This is a genomic window from Aquaspirillum serpens DSM 68, assembly GCF_000420525.1.
GTDB classification, from domain to species: Bacteria; Pseudomonadota; Gammaproteobacteria; order Burkholderiales; family Aquaspirillaceae; genus Aquaspirillum; species Aquaspirillum serpens.
Map to the genome: position 1 here is coordinate 33,089 of NZ_ATVC01000008.1, position 17,851 is coordinate 50,939.

Consider the following 17,851-nt stretch of genomic DNA (forward strand, 5'->3'; position numbering starts at 1 on the left):
TGATATACGCTATGACGACAAAGGGTCTTTAGAAGCCGGATCGAGTTCGGGCGGTACCGGCAGGTTTTCAGGGTAAATCGGCGCAAACCCACCTTGGGTTTGATATTGCTTTAATTGGAACACATAAGCCAAGACTTGCGCCGCCGCAGTATAAAGGGCCTGAGGGATTTCTTCTCCTAATTCGGCATGATGATACAGCGCACGGGCAAAAGGTGGGGTTCGCATCAGGGTTATTTTATGTTCTTTTGCCGACTCGATGATTTTCTCAGCCAAGCGTAGCGAACCTTTGGCAATCACCTTCGGTGCCCGCATCCCCTCTTCGTATTTTAGTGCAACCGCATAGTGAGTAGGGTTTGTCACCACCACGCTAGCAGTTGGAATATCTTGCATCATCCGTTTCCGCGCTGCTTCACGTTGCAGTTGCCGAATGCGGCCTTTAATTTCTGGACTACCTTCGCTTTGCTTATACTCTTGTTTGATTTCTTCTTTGCTCATCCTTAGGTTTTTTTGGTAGTTCCATAGCTGAAAAGGCACATCGACCACCACAATCAACAACATCGCGCCGACTACAACCAAAAAGGTATATTCCATCAGGCCAACCAGCGTTGCCATACTGCGTTCAACGGGCAATGTAATCAGATTAAGAATTTCATCTCGTTCTTTCCAGATCACCGATGTTGCCACACCACCAATCACTAAACTCTTAAGGATCGCCTTGCCGCCCTCCAACGCTGCCGACACCGAAAACATGCGCTTGATACCAGACAGGGGATTCAGTTTAGAAAATTTAGGCTCAATCGCCTTGCCAGAAAAATTCCAGCCACCGATAAGAATAGGAACGGCAGCAGCAATCACAAACAGCGCCCCAAGGATGGGTGCCAATGCTAATAAAATATCAAAAGTTGACTGTTTAAGCTCAGCCAACATACTTTCGCTGTGCAGCAAGGTTTTACCGTTGAAAGTAAAACTGCGTTCTAAAATCTGACCTAATGTTCGATAAATCTGTGCGCCAGTCATCATCAACATCGCCACACCGGTCATGGTGACAGCAAATGTTGCCAATTCACGCGAACGGGGTACTTGCCCTTCTTCGCGAGCCTGTTCTAACTTGCGCGGGGTAGCGGCTTCGGTTTTTTCCTGATCGCTGTCGTCAGCCATGTCTCTTCTCAGTCAATCGCGCAAAAATGGGGAAAAAACAATCTTTGGTAGCCAATTCTACTAAACTCTTTTGTTTTCTGTTGGTTTGTCTGGCAACAATCAAAAATCTCGCGAGCGTGCCGCTAGTAAAGACAAAAAGAATTTACAATAACGAGTTTTTTTGAAAGTAAGCCATGCAAACTTATCTGAATCTGATGCAACATGTTTTACAACATGGCATTGACAAATCAGATCGTACAGGAACGGGCACACGCTCGGTGTTCGGCTATCAAATGCGTTTTGATTTACAAGCCGGTTTTCCACTTGTTACCACGAAAAAACTGCATCTACGTTCCATCATTCACGAACTATTGTGGTTTTTACGCGGTGATACCAACATCGCCTATTTGAAAACACATGGTGTCTCAATCTGGGATGATTGGGCCGATGAGAATGGAGAACTAGGCCCCGTTTACGGTTATCAATGGCGGTCGTGGCCGACCCCAAATGGACAATCCATCGATCAAATTAGCCAGTTGATACACCAAATCAAAACCAATCCAGACTCAAGACGATTAATCGTCTCGGCGTGGAATCCTGCGCTGGTTGATGAAATGGCACTGCCGCCTTGCCATTGTCTGTTTCAGTTCTATGTTGCCGACGGCAAACTATCTTGCCAACTCTACCAACGCTCAGCCGATATTTTCTTAGGGGTACCTTTTAATATCGCCAGCTATGCTCTGCTCACCCACATGGTGGCACAGGTGTGTGAGTTGCAGGTGGGTGAGTTTGTGCATACGTTAGGTGATGCCCATCTGTATCACAATCACTTAGAACAGGCCAAGCTGCAACTTAGCCGCCAGCCTCGTCCGTTGCCACAGTTACGTTTAAATCCCGAGGTAAAAGACCTATTCAGCTTCTGCTATGAGGATTTCACTATCGAGGGTTACGATCCCCATCCTCACATCAAAGCCGAGGTCGCCGTATGAGCACAACACCGATCATTCGATTAGTCACCGCCTGCGCACGCGGTGGTGTAATTGGGCTGAATAACACCTTGCCATGGCATTTACCCGCCGATTTGAAGCATTTTAAAGCCATAACCACTGGCAAACCGGTAGTCATGGGTCGTAAAACCTATGAATCGATTGGTCGCCCATTACCCAACCGCGACAATATCGTGCTCACTCGACAAGCAGATTGGCAAGCCGAGGGAGTTCGTGTGGTAACAAGTTTGAGTGAAGCGCTGACGGTGGCGACATCAGCCGCCGAAATTTGCATCATTGGCGGGGGAGAGCTATATCAACAAGCGATTTCCATCGCGACTCATTTATCGCTGACTGAAATTGATGCTGATTTTGTCGGTGATGCGCACTTTCCTGCAGTCTCGGCCACCCTGTGGCAAGAAATCAGTCGCGAACGTCATTTCAACGAAGCAGGGCCTTGGCACTACGACTTTGTTGAGTATCAGCGGCGCTAACTGCAAAAAAAATCCCATCAATTAAGATGGGATTTTTTTTCACTAGGTGTTAAGGACGCGGCGGCGCACCTGCCGAGAGCGTTAACACTTCATGTCCTGTTTCGGTTACCAAAATCATATGTTCCCACTGTGCGGACAAACTGCGATCTTTGGTTTCGACCGTCCAACCATCCGATTTGATTTTAATAAACCGCTTGCCAGCGTTAATCATCGGTTCGATGGTAAAAATCATCCCCGGCTTTAACTCAACACCGGTACCTTGACGGCCATAATGCAAAACCTGTGGTTCTTCATGAAAGTTTTTACCAATTCCATGACCGCAAAACTCTTGTACCACTGAATAGCCAGCATTTTCTGCATAGCGTTGGATAGCATAGCCAATATCACCAAGGTGAGCACCGGGCTTGACACAGTTAATACCAACCCACATGGCTTCAAATGTTGTTTTCACCAAACGACGCGCTTGGGGGGTTACATCGCCAACAAGGAACATCCGACTTGTATCACCGTGATAACCATCTTTAATCACCGTGATATCCAGATTCACAATATCACCATTCTTCAAGGGTTTATCGTTTGGAATACCGTGGCAAATGACCTGATTAACCGAGGTGCAAATCGATTTTGGATAGGGGACATGGCCGTCGGGAGCGTAGTTTAATGGCGCAGGAATACAACCCTGTTTATTCACCATATATTCGTGGCACAGGCGATCAAGCTCGGCGGTGGTAACACCTACGTTTACAAAAGGCGTAATGTAATCTAATACTTCACCCGCTAAACGACCGGCAATACGCATCTTTTCAATGTCTTCAGCGGTTTTCAGATGAATAGTCATGGATTTTTGATAGTCAGGATAGGGAAAGTGCCAGATAGTAACAAAAAATACAAAAACGGGCACCCGTTAGGGCACCCGTTTTAGGTTTCTAACCTCGGCAACGCAAAGCGTTGCAAGAAATTAGAAGGAGTGTTTCAGCGCAACACCAACAGCTTGTGGGTTGGAGCCAGCTTTAACAGTCACAGGATTCACGCCGAAGTTAACAGCGGCCTTGTCTTTGTTGTCGATACGGGTTGCGTATGCCAACACTTGAGTGCGCTTGGACAGGTCGTAAGTTGCGCCCAGAACCCACTGGTTTGCTTTGTATTTGTCAGCATCAGCCAAACCTTTGGCTTTGCCCAATTGGGTGTAAGAAGCTTTCAGGCCAAATGCACCAAATTGTTGTGCAGCAGCGATAGTCCAGCTGGCTTGGTCGTAGTCTTGACCGCCTTTGACATCGTAGTCCAGACGCTCATAACCGGCGCCAACCATGGTGTCACCAAATTTGTACGACAGTGCCAAGGCCCATGCGTCGATATCGTTGCTAGCCAAGGTTTTGGTGTCGTTTTGACGGCTGTAAGCCAAACCAGCTTTCAGACCTTCCAATTGGTAGGTTGCAGCCAAAGCGTAGATGGAAGCGTCGGTGCGCTCGTTGCCATCGTAAGCACGGGTTTCGTCAGCAGAGTAGCTGGCCTGTACGCCAAAGCCGCTGAAATTTGGCGAGAAGTAGATCGCGGTGTTGTTGCGACGGGAACCAGCACGGCCCCAAGTGGTGTTGCCCCAACCGTTATCAGCGGTGGTGTTGGTCATTACGTTCAGACCCACGCCATCGATAGCCAGTTTGTAAGCATCGTCATGACGGCCTAAACGCACATCACCGAAACCACCAGCCAAACCGATGAAGCTGTTGCGAGTTGCCCAGTTGCTGGAGGAGTTGCTGTCATCAACGTTGATGGCTTGTTCAACTTGCCAGTGCGCTTTCAGACCGTTACCCAGGTCTTCGCTGCCTTTGAAACCGATACGGGAGTTTTCGTTAGCAATACGCATACGACCTTCGTATTGATCTTTGTCAGCAACGTTACCAGCAGCGCCAGTGGCTTTAGCGTGTTCAACGCCAGCACTGATGAAACCGTAAATTTGGACGTCAGCCATAGCGACTGGGGCAACGAAAGCACCGGCTAAAGCAGCAGCGATCAGCTTTTTGTTCATAGAAATGAGCTCCACAGAGTGTGTTGTAGAAACGTGTTGTTGTTTGGCTTCATGCGACGAAAGCGCACCGACTATAACAGAGGGTTTCTATAAAAACGATGAAGTCGGTGTTGCATTTTCGTCCTGCAACGCAGCAATTGTTGTTTTTTTGATACGGTTTAGCCCAAAAACTGGTTCGGATAGACCTCATCAATCAGGGTACGACAGTCAATCACCCGTAAATCGTTGTCTTTAGCAAACGACATGAGGAAGGCAAAAACACGCGGGTCGATCTTTTCAAGTTTTTTATCCACCGCCACACAACGCACGTTATCTAGCATCAATGGACGCACATAGGGGTGGTAAGACATTTTCTGATCATTACCGAAACTGGCCAAAATACCGGACAAACGCTCAGCCCAATCACTGGGGCGGAAAGTACGGCCATCAGAGGTAATACCTTGGATGATAACTTCGTAAGGATTGCAGATCATGGCGAATGGTGTGTCTCTTAGGATGCCAAAAAGGCTTTGTTATTCAGCATGGAAGCGCCGCAAGGTAAGGGGCTTCTGAGGTCGTATTCTACCGCAAAATGATGGTGCTTAGATTCGTCTAAATGGGGGGAGTGCAGCCAATAACTGACGGCCATACGCTTGTTTTAATAACCGATTATCCAAAATAGATACTCGTCCATAATCTCGTTCGGTACGAATCAAACGTCCTACCGCTTGCACCAGTTTGATCGACGCTTCTGGCACACTGATTTCTAAAAACGGATTCCCCCCACGGGCCGTGATCCATTGCGCTAAGGTTTGTCCCACCGGATCATCCGGCATCGCGAATGGCAATTTGGCAATAATCACATGCACGCACTGCTCGCCGGGAAGATCGAGGCCTTCGGCAAACGAATCTAAACCAAAAATCACACTCGCTTGCCCAGCGGCAATACGTTGTTGGTGTTGTGCCAACAACACCGCCTTGGGTAACTCACCTTGCACCAACAGCACATCACGCCAAGCGGGGGGTAAACCAGCAGCAACGTCTAACATCTGTCGCCGCGAGGAAAACAGCACCAAACTACCCACGGCTTCTGCAGTATCAATTAAAGTTGGTAATATGCTGATGATTTCTGCCGTATGGGCGGCACTATCGCGTGGATTCGCCTGCATTGGCGGTAAATACAGCTCACCTTGCTGTGCAAAATCAAAAGGCGAAGGCAGCGCAACACAACGCACATCGTCTAACCATCCCAAGCCGGTTTGCTGCAGCAATAAATCAAACTTACCCAATGAACGCAGTGTTGCCGAGGTCAACACCGCTGCCGAGACTTTCTGCCACAAGGTTTGACTTAAGGCACTGGCAGCAGAAATTGGCGAAGCGGAAATCATAAAATCGACTTTTTTTGCCTCGCGTTTTTGTGTAATCCATTTTGCAATCGGCGGGATCGGCGGCTCGACGTGTTGTGCCATGTGCTGCCACACAGCGGCCATCCGTTCATGCTGCCCCATCACCATACCCAATTCACTGCTGTAATGATCAATCGTCAGTTCATCATCAGGGTGTTGTTTACGTGCCTCTAACAAAGCCTCACCACAGGTAGTCAGTTGCTTCATAAGACTGGCACTCATCAACGCCATATTACCCGCCACCACCGCCAACCCTTCAGGTAAGAGGCCTTGTTCAAATAGCCATGGCGCCGGATTGTCTGTTTCGGTAAATCGAGCCTCATTTTGCAAGATGGCATGTAACTGGCTTAACTCATCATGCAAAGCTTGCATTGTGTCTTGAGTTAACAGCACAGCGTCTGCTGAGGGTAAAAAACTCAGACAACGATTTAACAGTTCTGTGGTTTTCTTCAACCAAGATTGTGCTTGTAACAGGCTATGTTCAGCAGCAAATTGACCAACCGCTTTCTTTGCTAAATGATGGGCTTCATCGATGCAATACAAACTCTGACTTGGCGCAGGCAACACCACACCACCGCCCATGCTGGCATCAGCCAACAGCAAATCATGGTTTGTTACCACCACATCCACTTTTTCTAGCACATCCCGTGCCAGATAAAAGGGACATTGTTGCCGTTGTGGACAGCGGCTTTTCAAACAACCATGACGATCGTTGGTGATTTTCTGCCATAAGCGATCATCAATTACCTCCGGCCAATCATCACGATCGCCCGACCATTGCTGGGCTTGGAATTGTTCTGCCAATAGGCGCAGAAAAGAGAGTTCACCTTGTAAGGGCTTGTGATCCCAAATAGCAAATTGCCTGTCAAAAGGCAAATCTGCTGCTGTATCTTGCCCTGTCATTTGATATAAGCGGTAGGGGCAAAGATAGCGCCCTCGCCCCTTGGCCAAGGCATAGGACACGTCTAATTCACTGTGTTCAATGAGGGTGGGTAAATCACGATTGACCAACTGTTCTTGTAAAGCAACGGTGGCCGAACTCACAATCAGCTTTTTGCCACGTGACAACGCCATCACCATACCAGCCAATAAGTAAGCCAAACTTTTTCCCACCCCAGTGGGGCCTTCGATGACCGCGATATGGCGACCCGAATTCACTCTATCAACAACCGCAGGGCTATCGGTTGATGCTTCACGCGCGAGGGCAAAAGTGTGGGCAATCTCCGCCAGCATTTGCCGTTGGGCGGCACGCGGGCGAAAGTGGGGGAGTCGTTGCGCCAGCAAACGATAGAGATCTTGCAGCGCTTGTTTTTCAGTATCAGAGAGCATGGCTAAATTGTACTCCAGAGCAGCTTCCTGTGCGTTGCAGCGTGACCCTCGGCACAGTTCTCGCTAGCATCTTATGTCCTTTTACCCACTTTAATTTATACGAACGATGACACCCATCCTCAGCCGTATCCTATTGGTCAGCAGTGATCCTGCTTGGCGCCAACAAACCTTGGCCGGTTTTTCTCAAGTGTTGATGCGTTATGACAATCCTTTTGGCCTCACTTTTTCCAGCGAGGCAAGCGCACAACAAGCCCTCCATGCCATTGAGCAAGATGGCGATATTCAAGCGGTGTTGGTGGATGACAGTTTGTCATCAAGCCAAGGCAAGAATGCGGCAACTCTACTGCAAACCTTAGCCAACTATCGTCCTGAGTTATCGCTGTATGTGCTACTCGAGCAAGAAGATAGCCCGCATGTTGCCCATTTTGCTGAATTGGGTATCAGCGGTTATTTTTATCGCGCCGAACAAGATTATGCTGGATGGTTTCGCATTTTACAGGCAGAAATCGCCGATAAAGCAGCGACGCCATTTTTTGACCAACTGAAACGCTATGTCGCGCTAGCCAAAGACGCTTGGCACACCCCAGGTCATTCTGGCGGCGATAGCTTACGGTCGAGCCCGTGGGTGGGTGATTTTTTTGATTTTGCTGGTGAGCAAGTTTTACGGGCAGATTTGTCGGTGTCGGTCCCGATGTTAGATTCTTTGTTACATCCAGAAGGGGTCATCGCCGAGGCGCAAGCACGGGCGGCGCGGGCTTTTGGAGCTAAACAAACGTATTTTGCTACCAATGGCACTTCGACCTCGAATAAGGTCATTTTCCAAACGTTGTTATCTCCGGGCGATATCTTGTTGTTAGATCGCAACTGCCACAAATCGGTGCATCATGGCGTGATTCTTTCGGGTGCGATGCCGGTTTATTTAGATTCTTCCGTCAACCGCCGTTATGGTGTGTTTGGGCCAGTGCCGAAACACCGAATTTTGCAGGCAATGACAGATTATCCTCAGGCGAAAGTGCTGATTCTAACTTCCTGCACCTATGATGGTTTGCGCTACGACCTTAAACCGATTATTGCCGCCGCCCATGAAAAAGGGATTAAGGTTTTGGTGGATGAGGCTTGGTATGGCCACGCCCGCTTTCATCCTGCCTTACGCCCAACTGCTTTGGAATGTGGTGCCGACTATGCCACTCAATCCACTCACAAAGTGCTGTCGGCGTTTTCCCAAGCCAGCATGATTCATGTCAACGACCCCGACTTCGATCCGCATGTTTTTCGTGAAAACTTCAATATGCATGCCTCGACCAGCCCACAATACAGTTTGATTGCCAGCTTAGATGTAGCAAGAAAACAGGCGGTGATGGAAGGGTATAAATTATTACACCGTACTTTGCACTTGGCAGCTGAGCTACGAGAACAAATCAATGCCACCGGTGTGTTTCGTGTGCTGTCTTTAGAAGAATTATTGCCAGAAGAAGTCAGCGCAGATGGGATCTTGCTCGACCCTTGCAAGCTGACGCTAGACATTTCCGATTCTGGTTTTTCGGCGGATGAATTACAGGAAGTGTTGTTTGAACGCTTTAATATTCAAATTGAAAAATCCACTTTCAATACAGTCACCCTGTTACTCACACTTGGCACCACTCGCAGCAAAGTCTCACGGCTGCACGATGCCATTGTCCGACTAGCAAAAGAAAAACGACTACCACGGCCACCACTGCGGCTACCGGAAATCCCTCACTTTAGCCGCCTTTTGTGTTTACCACGGGATGCGTTTTATCAGCGTGGTGAGCGAGTGCCGTTATGTGACGAAAATGGCGCGCCAAATCCAGCGTTGGTCGGACAAATTGCCTGCGATCAAATTGTGCCTTATCCGCCAGGGATTCCGGTGCTTGTCCCCGGACAAGAGATTACGGCAGACATCATTGCCTATTTAATTCGATTAAAAAAAGCACAAAAACATATTGAAGTACACGGTCTAGACCAAACAATAGGTGAAGAATGTTTGCGAATTTTGCGACAGAAAGCACCCAATCAGGCGGCTATTTAGCATCAGCCTTGCCTAAGCAAGCAAATTAGCAGAAGATTCATTCAAGCTGATCTAGCCTATGTTGGCGAGAGAAGTCAGTTTTTTCTCGTCAACAACGACAGCCTACCCGTTACCACGGGTCTTTTTCTAAACCCTAGACCTAACAAAAAGGGGGAGCAAGCAAAGGTAAAATAGGGTGTCATATCCCTATTCATGCTTACCTTGAGGCTTCTGATCGAAGCCAATGCTCCCGCGTAAAACTGATGAAAACGCCAAAGCATTACCTCCAATTTACTGACTTCAGCCAAGACGAGTATTTGCATCTGTTCGAACGGGCGCGAATTCTGAAACGCCGTCACTATGATGGTGAACTGTATCGTCCGCTTGTCGGCAAAGTCATGTCGATGATCTTCGAAAAAAACTCGACCCGCACCCGGGTTTCTTTCGAAGCGGGCATGGCCCAACTTGGCGGCCATGCCTTGTTTTTGGATGGCCATACTTCGCAAATTGGACGTGGAGAACCGATTGCTGATACGGCGCGGGTTTTGTCGCGCATGTCCGATATCATCATGATCCGCACTTTTGAACAGGCCAATGTCGAACAACTTGCCGCCCATTCTCGTGTCCCCGTTATCAATGGTCTGACCAACGAATATCACCCGTGCCAAGTGTTGGCAGATATTTTCACTTGGGTCGAACAACGTGGTCCCATTGCAGGAAAAACAGTGGCATGGATCGGTGATGGCAATAATATGGCGCGCACTTGGGCACAAGCAGCCCGCTTGTTAGGGTTTAAGCTGCGTGTCGCTACCCCCAAAGGGTATGAAATCAAACCTTTGCCCCATGACGTTTACGACAGTAGTTTCTATCACGCCTGTCACGATCCACATGAAGCCGCACAAGGCGCCGACATTGTCACCACCGATGTCTTTACCAGCATGGGGTTTGAAGCAGAAAGCGCGGCCCGAGCGGCTGCATTCGAACAATTCACCGTCACCGCTGAATTGATGGCGTTGGCTCACCCACAAGCGATGTTTATGCATTGCCTCCCAGCTCACCGAGGCGAAGAAGTCAGCGCAGAAGTGATTGATGGCGCACAATCGGTGGTATGGGATGAAGCAGAAAACCGTATGCACGTACAAAAAGCGGTGATTGAATATCTGTTGTTAGGCCGCGTCTCGCGTTAATCCCGTTTTACTATAGAGGCAATCCCTCTGTAACAACCCGTACCCGTGTCGCACGGGTGCGGTGTTGCTGTTCTCACATGCGATAATTTAAGGAAATCTCCTGATGAGTGAATCTCAAGTGAACAAGGTGGTCTTGGCTTACTCCGGTGGGTTAGATACCTCGGTCATCCTCAAATGGTTACAAGACACCTATCAATGTGAAGTGGTGACTTTCACCGCCGACCTCGGCCAAGGTGAAGAACTGGAGCCCGCTCGTAAAAAAGCGCTGCAATTCGGTATCAAGCCAGAAAATATCTTTATCGATGATTTGCGTGAAGAATTTGTCCGCGATTTCGTGTTCCCGATGTTCCGTGCTAACACCATTTATGAAGGTGAATACTTGCTCGGTACATCAATTGCACGACCATTGATCGCCAAACGGCAAATTGAAATTGCGCGTGCGACAGGTGCCGATGCGGTGTCGCATGGCGCAACCGGCAAAGGTAACGACCAAGTTCGCTTTGAATTGGGTTACTACGCTTTGATGCCAGGGGTCAAAGTGATTGCCCCGTGGCGCGAATGGGATTTGCTGTCGCGTGAGAAATTACTCGCCTATGCAGAAAAAGCCGGTATTCCAATCGACATGAAACACAAGCAAGGCGGTTCGCCTTACTCGATGGATGCCAACTTATTGCATATTTCCTTCGAAGGTCGCCATCTGGAAAATCCAGCAGCAGAAGCCGAAGAAGATATGTGGCGTTGGACGGTTAGCCCAGAAGCAGCCCCCGATGCAGCCGAATATATCGACCTTGAATTTGCTAAAGGCGATTTGGTTGCTATCAACGGCGTGGCGATGGCCGCACATGAATTGCTGGCGAAGCTGAACGAGCTCGGCGGCAAACACGGTATCGGTCGTTTGGACTTGGTGGAAAACCGTTATGTCGGTATGAAATCGCGTGGTTGTTATGAAACCCCCGGCGGCACCATTCTGTTGCGTGCTCACCGTGCGATTGAATCGATCACCCTCGACCGCGAAGTGGCACATTTGAAAGACGATCTGATGCCACGCTATGCCAGCCTGATTTATAACGGCTACTGGTGGAGCCCAGAGCGTTTGGCCTTGCAAGCGCTGATCGATCATACTCAACAAACCGTCAACGGTTGGGTGCGTCTGAAATTGTATAAGGGCAATGTGATTGTGGTTGGCCGCGATTCGAAAACCGATTCGCTGTTTGACCCAACCATCGCGACCTTTGAAGATGACCAAGGCGCCTATAACCAAAAAGACGCTCACGGCTTCATCCGCTTAAATGCTTTACGGATGCGCATTGCTGCCAATGCCGCGAATAAGCGTAGCTAAGCGGTTTTCGCGAAAAAAACGGCCTGTCTAAGGCCGTTTTTTTTATCATCAGAAAAATTAAGCTTGGCTTTGCAAATAATTTTGCAAACCAATCTGTTTAATCAGATTCAGTTGTTGTTCCAACCAATGCGCGTGGTCTTCTTCTGTATCACGCAACAGATCTAACAACATATCGCGGGTGATGTAGTCTTGTTGTTTTTCACAACAGGCCATCGCTTCACGCAACGTGGTAACCACTTCATATTCCACCTCTAAGTCACGCGCTAACATCGATGGCACGTCATGGCCAACTTTGACCTCCAGCGGTTTCATCGCCGGTACACCACCAAGGAACAAAATTCGGGCAATCAGCCGATCTGCATGTTCGGTTTCTTCTTGCGTTTCGTGCCAGATACGCTCATACAGCTTGCTAAAACCCCAATTTTCATACATGCGGGCATGCAGAAAATACTGATCCCGCGCCATCAATTCCCCGGCCAACAAATCGTTTAAGTGTTGGATGACTTCTGGATGACCTTGCATCACACTGCTCCTAAAAAATAATTACTCGGCGGAACGCGGTTTGCGGTTACTGCCCGCTACCATCTTATATTCGAATAAACGACATTCTAGAGCACCGTTGAACAAGGGAGTGCGCTTGGATGCAGATAAACGTACTCCTTTCGCCAATTGCGGATCGGCGCTCAGGAAATAAGCACGCCAACCGGCTAAGGCACGTTTCATCCACGCCCCTAATTCAGGATAAAATGCCGCTAAATGTTCTTGTTCATCCAAGCGTACACCATACGGTGGATTACACACTAAAATCCCCTCTGCCGTTGGTGCCGACATCTCTAAAATATCACCAAGCTGCAGCGCAACCGCACCGTTTAGACCACAGGCGGTTAAATTTTCTTGGGCTGCAGCAAGCGCATAGCGATCTCCATCGCTGCCATAAATTGGCAATGTTTTTACCGGCAGCTCAGCCGCTTGCGCCTGTTGTTTTTCACGCTGCCACGCTTGGGCATCAAAACCCGGGAATTGTTCAAAAGCAAAGGTACGACCACGACCAGGCGCACGGTTGAGGGCAATATGTGCCGCTTCAACTAAGAAAGTCCCACTTCCACACATCGGGTCATATAATGTCTGTTCTGGTGTCCACCCTGTTAACGCCAAAATGCCAGCGGCTAAATTTTCTCGCAAAGGTGCTTCGCGGGTGGTTTGTCGCCAACCGCGTTTGAACAACGCCTCGCCGGAGGTGTCGAGATATAACGTGGCGTATTTGGCATCGAGGAAAACATGAATCCGGCGATGTGGTTGCGCGGTATCAACCGAAGGACGTTGTCCACCGGTACGTTCGCGAAAGACATCACAGATGGCGTCTTTCACTTTAAGACTGACAAAATCCAAACTTGGCAGTGGGCTTTTGATGGCATCAGTTTTGACTTTGAACGTGTCGGCGATGGAGAAGAACAGTGTCCAATCCACCCCCCGCGCCAGCCGATAGACATCATTTTCATTGCGGTAGGGCGCATGAGCCAACCGCAACAACACGCGACTGGCAACACGCGAATGTAGATTGACACGCCGCATTAAGGAAAATGCCCCGCTAAAGGCGACACCGCCATCTCGTGCGACAATCTGATTTGCACCCAAGGTATGCAATTCTTGAGTCAAGACCGGCTCTAAACCACGAGGACAAGGCGCGAAAAACTGTTCAGTCAACATAAACTTTGCTTAAAAAAAAGAAACTTTCTCTATTGTACCTGTCTTGTCGTTCCCTCTATAAGAATATGCCTATCTCTTCCAAACAATTTGCCAAACAGCTGATAACATGGCAGAAAATTCATGGTCGTCATCATTTACCGTGGCAAGTTTCAGATGCCTACGCGGTATGGGTGTCGGAAATTATGTTGCAGCAAACCCAAGTCAGCACCGTCTTGAACTACTATCCGCGTTTTATGGCGCGGTTTCCTACTGTCACGGCTTTAGCCAGTGCTGATATTGATGACGTGCTTAGCTTGTGGAGTGGCTTGGGTTATTACAGCCGCGCACGCAATCTTCACCGTGCAGCACAATATATTGCGACACACTATGGCGGCCAATTTCCACAACACGCAGCGCTGTTAGCCGAACTCCCGGGCATCGGTCGCTCCACCGCCGCCGCCATTGCTGCTTTTGCCTTTGGCCAACGCGAGGCTATTCTCGATGGCAATGTGCGCCGAGTATTCACCCGTGTCTTCGCGATAGAAGGTTGGCCGGGGAATAAAGCGATTGAGCAACAACTATGGCAGTTGGCCGAGTCGCTGTTACCGGATGCGGCCGAGATTCAACCCTATACGCAAGGGTTAATGGACCTTGGCAGTTTAGTCTGCCGCCGTGGTCAGCCGGATTGTGGCAGTTGTCCTTTTACTCAAGATTGTTTAGCCAATCAACAGGGCAGACAGCGCCAGCTACCCACCCCACGGCCAAAACGAGAGATACCACAACGCGAGGTAAGGTGGTTATTGCTCTACGACACCGAGGGTCGTGTCTTTTTAGAAAAGCGCCCACCAACTGGAATTTGGGGAGGGCTGTGGAGTTTGCCGGAATGGACAGCAGAACACACATCGCTAGCGCAACGGTTGCAGGAATTAGCCGTGATCGCGGAAGACGCCGCCGAAGCACCAGCGCCTTTACATGCTGTCACGCATCAGTTTACCCATTTTCATTTAACCGCTTACCCATATCCGCTTGCCGTTCGTACCCGAGCTGAGTGTCGCGAATCCGCATCCTGTTGGGTTAACGCAGCAGAATTAGCGCATATCGGCCTTGCCGCCCCAGTACGACGTTTATTAGAGACATGGATGTCGTCTCTATTTTGATGAAAAAGAATTTAGGAAAAAATCGCCATGGTTTCTGTTACCCGCCCATTGGTGGATTCTCTTGCTCATGCCGCTGATCCAGACCGTTGGTTAACCGGCTTAATCAGTGGGCTGCCACCGGAAGGGGCCAGCCTTGTCGAACGTGCTTTTCACACCGCACGCGAACACTACGGTGAAGATAAGTTGCCGCCGGTTGGCGAGCGGCTGTTTACCCACGCTGTTGCTGCTGCCGCCATCGTCGCCGATATGGAGTTACTCGCCGATGCCATCGCCGCAACGTTGCTGTTTGCCATGCCCGATTACCGTGGCGATTATGTTGATTGGCTGAAGAAACACTTTACCCCCACTGTGGCAGAACTGGTGCAAGGGGTGAGTCGGATGCGACGGATTACGTTGTTGGCTTCGCAAGACCGTGAAGAAACGCCAGAAGCGCGGGCACAACAAGCAGAAACCATGCGTAAGATGTTGCTGGCGATGGTGGCAGATATTCGGATTGTGCTGATCAAATTGGCATGGCGTACCCAAACCATGCATTTCTTATCCCGTGTGCCCCAAGAATCTGAACGGCGGCGCATTGCACAAGAAACGATGGATTTGTTTGCACCACTCGCCAATCGGTTAGGGGTATGGCAGGTGAAGTGGGAGTTAGAAGATCTTGCTTTCCGCTATCTGCAACCGGACAGTTATAAAAAAATCGCCCGTTTGCTGGATGAACGGCGGGTAGAACGGATTGATTACATCGAGCGAGTCTTAAACGACCTGCGGCGAGAACTGGCTCACGCCCATATCGAAGCGGATGTCACAGGTCGGCCCAAGCATATTTATTCCATCTGGAAAAAAATGCGCAAAAAGAACCTCGACTTTTCCGAGTTGTACGATATTCGGGCAGTACGGGTGTTGGTACACAGTCTGAAAGACTGTTACACCGTGTTGGGCCTAGTCCACAGCATGTGGCATCCGATTCCAGGGGAGTTTGATGACTATGTGTCCAACCCCAAGCCGAATGACTACAAAAGCCTGCATACGGCAGTGGTTGGGCCAGAGGATAAAGTGCTCGAGGTACAAATTCGCACTTTTGAAATGCACGAACACGCTGAGTATGGCGTGGCAGCGCATTGGCGTTATAAAGAAGGCGGACAAGGCGATAGCCAGTATGAAGCCAAAATCGCTTGGCTACGCCAGTTGTTAGAATGGCGTGAAGAAGTCAGCGACCGCACCGCGCTAAGCAGCGAATTTCAGACCGCGTTGTTCTCCGACACCATTTATGTTCTTACCCCAGCCGGTAAGGTTATCTCATTGCCGCAAGGCTCCACCCCGCTGGATTTTGCCTATTCCCTCCACACCGATTTAGGTCATCGTTGCCGAGGGGCAAAAATTGATGGGCAAATCGTGCCTTTATCCACGCCTCTGCAAAACGGCCAACGGATTGAAATTTTGGCGGCAAAAGAAGGCGGGCCGTCATTAGACTGGCTGCATGATGGTTGGGTAAAAACCCATCGTGCCATCAGCAAAATTCGGCAGTGGATTCGGCAACAAAATGTCGATGTGGCGATTGAGGCTGGACGGCAGGTATTTGAGAAAGAAATCCAGCGTTTAAGCGTACAACCAAATTTGGAGCAGTTGAGTGAGAAACTCAATTTTCACAAGATTGAAGACGTCTATGCCGCGCTGGGACATGGAGAACTGACACTCAAAGCGTTAGCACAGGCAATTCACAGCATTCATCCACCGCCCCCTGCCCCCGATCTCGATCCAAATTCGTTGATTCGCGCCAGCCGTGGCAGCTTTGATAGCCAAGGGGTGTTGATTGAAGGGGTGAATAATCTAATGACGGTGTTAGCGAAGTGCTGCAAACCGGCGCCGCCTGATGCAGTGGTTGGATTTGTGACCCGAGGGCGAGGGATTTCGATTCATCGCACCAACTGCCTGACCTTGAAACGACTCTCGGCGAATGCGCCAGAGCGTTTAATTCATGCCGCCTGGGGAAAACAAGAACGCAGTGTGTTCCCCATCGATATTGAAGTATTGGCGCGTGATCGGAATGGTTTACTGCGAGATATTTCCGATATCTTTAGCCGTGAAAAACTCAACGTCACCGCAGTCAACACCCAAAGCCGTGATCTCAAAGCATCGATGCGCTTTACCGTTGAGGTGCGTAATGTCAGCGAACTGTATCGGGTGTTGGCACGGATTACCGATGTGCCGGGGGTACAGGAAGCACGCCGGCTTTAACAACTTTTTCATCCACAGACTCAAAGACGCTACCTATTGCGGTAGCGTTTAGCACAACCACCACGGGCATCGATTAAAACAGTGCCGCAACCACCCGCCGATCTTCATCAGCCAAAATATTAAACGTGCGGCAAGCCGCCTGAGTGGTCATCACCTCAACCCCCACCCCAGCCGCCAACAACGCCGCCGTCAATCGGGGATGAGGAAACTTTTGCCCTGTTCCCGTCCCCAGCAAAACGACCTCAGGCTCCCACGCTAACAGCGCCTCAAAATCACTGGCCTGTAAAGCGGCAAAATCTGCCACCTCCCAAGTTTCTAATCGTTCAGCACTCACCAACAACGGTGGGGTGTGTTCCTGTTTATTGATGCTGACGCTGGTTTCGGAATACGCCGTAAAGCGGTTTTGATTGAGATTTTGGTTAAGGTGCAATTTCATAATCGAGGCAATCCCACAGAAAAATAGTCAAGACACGCGTTGATGTGCCGTTAGCAACAGCAATCTATCGAGAATGGGGGTTCGGGGACATTTAGCAAGGGAATGACTTGTCTCTCAAAACCGACAGACAGAATAACGATTTGCATATTTTTATCAAAAAATTCGGATAAATCATATATTATCTTAAAAAATTTTTCTTTCAGTATCAAAACTCTCTTTTGACATCGATTTCCTCGAAAAGCCCGTTGCCACATGCCTACTTGACATCCTCCCCGGCCTGAAGGCCGGAGATTCCTACGGCGCTCAGACACGGCATTGAGCCGCATCTGAGTCGCTTCGGTGGGTTCCTGCTGCTGGCGGCATTGCTGCACCGCTCACTTCACAGGCGAACCGGGCGTGTCCCGCCCTTAGAACATTGATCGCGCCGACCA

General features: G+C 49.5%; 14 protein-coding genes and 1 pseudogene. 7 read left to right on the plus strand and 8 right to left on the minus strand.

Annotation, left to right across the window (positions count from 1 at the left end; translation table 11 throughout):
• Positions 1-9: 9 nt before the first annotated feature.
• Positions 10-1,158, minus strand: coding sequence for a flagellar biosynthesis protein FlhB (gene flhB / locus G465_RS0103120; protein ID WP_022653029.1), 1,149 nt, complete (start codon positions 1,156-1,158; stop codon positions 10-12).
• 173 nt (positions 1,159-1,331) lie between these two features.
• Between flhB and G465_RS0103125 the strand changes: the two genes are divergently transcribed.
• Both G465_RS0103125 and G465_RS0103130 read left to right on the plus strand, forming a co-directional pair.
• Positions 1,332-2,126 (plus strand): thymidylate synthase, encoded by a 795-nt coding sequence (locus G465_RS0103125; RefSeq protein WP_022653030.1) that lies wholly within the window; start codon positions 1,332-1,334, stop codon positions 2,124-2,126.
• A complete protein-coding gene (locus G465_RS0103130) occupies positions 2,123-2,617 on the plus strand; it encodes a dihydrofolate reductase (RefSeq protein WP_022653031.1) in 495 nt (164 codons plus the stop codon). Before G465_RS0103125 ends, G465_RS0103130 begins: the two co-directional genes overlap by 4 nt.
• A 49-nt stretch (positions 2,618-2,666) precedes the next feature.
• Here G465_RS0103130 and map read toward each other — a convergent pair whose 3' ends face one another.
• The 4 genes and pseudogenes from map to dinG all read right to left on the minus strand — a co-directional run bounded on the left by map (position 2,667) and on the right by dinG (position 7,357).
• Entirely contained in the window at positions 2,667-3,455 is a 789-nt protein-coding gene (gene map, locus G465_RS0103135) for a type I methionyl aminopeptidase (protein WP_022653032.1), read from the minus strand.
• 120 nt (positions 3,456-3,575) lie between these two features.
• Positions 3,576-4,643 (minus strand): porin, encoded by a 1,068-nt coding sequence (locus G465_RS0103140; RefSeq protein WP_022653033.1) that lies wholly within the window; start codon positions 4,641-4,643, stop codon positions 3,576-3,578.
• A 185-nt stretch (positions 4,644-4,828) separates the two neighbouring features.
• A pseudogene (locus G465_RS0103145) lies at positions 4,829-5,116 on the minus strand (DUF3579 domain-containing protein); the annotation flags it as partial.
• Positions 5,117-5,224: 108 nt separating this feature from the next.
• On the minus strand, positions 5,225-7,357 hold the full coding sequence (gene dinG, locus G465_RS0103150) for an ATP-dependent DNA helicase DinG (protein ID WP_022653035.1): 2,133 nt from the start codon (positions 7,355-7,357) through the stop codon (positions 5,225-5,227).
• A gap of 106 nt (positions 7,358-7,463) precedes the next feature.
• Here dinG and G465_RS0103155 point away from each other — a divergent pair, with 106 nt between their 5' ends.
• From G465_RS0103155 to G465_RS0103165, 3 genes are all read left to right on the plus strand, one after another.
• Positions 7,464-9,404 (plus strand): aminotransferase class I/II-fold pyridoxal phosphate-dependent enzyme, encoded by a 1,941-nt coding sequence (locus G465_RS0103155; RefSeq protein ID WP_022653036.1) that lies wholly within the window; start codon positions 7,464-7,466, stop codon positions 9,402-9,404.
• A 242-nt stretch (positions 9,405-9,646) separates the two neighbouring features.
• A complete protein-coding gene (argF, locus tag G465_RS0103160) occupies positions 9,647-10,570 on the plus strand; it encodes an ornithine carbamoyltransferase (protein WP_022653037.1) in 924 nt (307 codons plus the stop codon).
• A 103-nt stretch (positions 10,571-10,673) separates the two neighbouring features.
• Complete coding sequence (locus G465_RS0103165; RefSeq protein WP_022653038.1) at positions 10,674-11,909, plus strand: argininosuccinate synthase; 1,236 nt, start codon at positions 10,674-10,676, stop codon at positions 11,907-11,909.
• A gap of 57 nt (positions 11,910-11,966) precedes the next feature.
• On the opposite strand, the gene bfr is transcribed toward G465_RS0103165, so the two are convergent.
• Together bfr and G465_RS0103175 are read right to left on the minus strand one after the other, a co-directional pair.
• Positions 11,967-12,431 (minus strand): bacterioferritin, encoded by a 465-nt coding sequence (bfr, locus tag G465_RS0103170; RefSeq protein WP_022653039.1) that lies wholly within the window; start codon positions 12,429-12,431, stop codon positions 11,967-11,969.
• Between the two features lie 21 nt (positions 12,432-12,452).
• A complete protein-coding gene (locus tag G465_RS0103175) occupies positions 12,453-13,616 on the minus strand; it encodes a THUMP domain-containing class I SAM-dependent RNA methyltransferase (protein ID WP_022653040.1) in 1,164 nt (387 codons plus the stop codon).
• A gap of 65 nt (positions 13,617-13,681) precedes the next feature.
• Between G465_RS0103175 and mutY the strand changes: the two genes are divergently transcribed.
• Together mutY and G465_RS0103185 are read left to right on the plus strand one after the other, a co-directional pair.
• Positions 13,682-14,752: an A/G-specific adenine glycosylase gene (gene mutY, locus G465_RS0103180; RefSeq protein WP_022653042.1), complete on the plus strand. Its 1,071-nt coding sequence runs from the start codon at positions 13,682-13,684 to the stop codon at positions 14,750-14,752.
• Between the two features lie 27 nt (positions 14,753-14,779).
• Positions 14,780-16,984, plus strand: coding sequence for a RelA/SpoT family protein (locus G465_RS0103185; protein ID WP_022653043.1), 2,205 nt, complete (start codon positions 14,780-14,782; stop codon positions 16,982-16,984).
• 73 nt (positions 16,985-17,057) lie between these two features.
• Here the strand turns inward: G465_RS0103185 and G465_RS0103190 are convergent, their stop codons facing one another.
• On the minus strand, positions 17,058-17,420 hold the full coding sequence (locus G465_RS0103190; RefSeq protein WP_022653044.1) for an Mth938-like domain-containing protein: 363 nt from the start codon (positions 17,418-17,420) through the stop codon (positions 17,058-17,060).
• Positions 17,421-17,851: the final 431 nt, after the last annotated feature.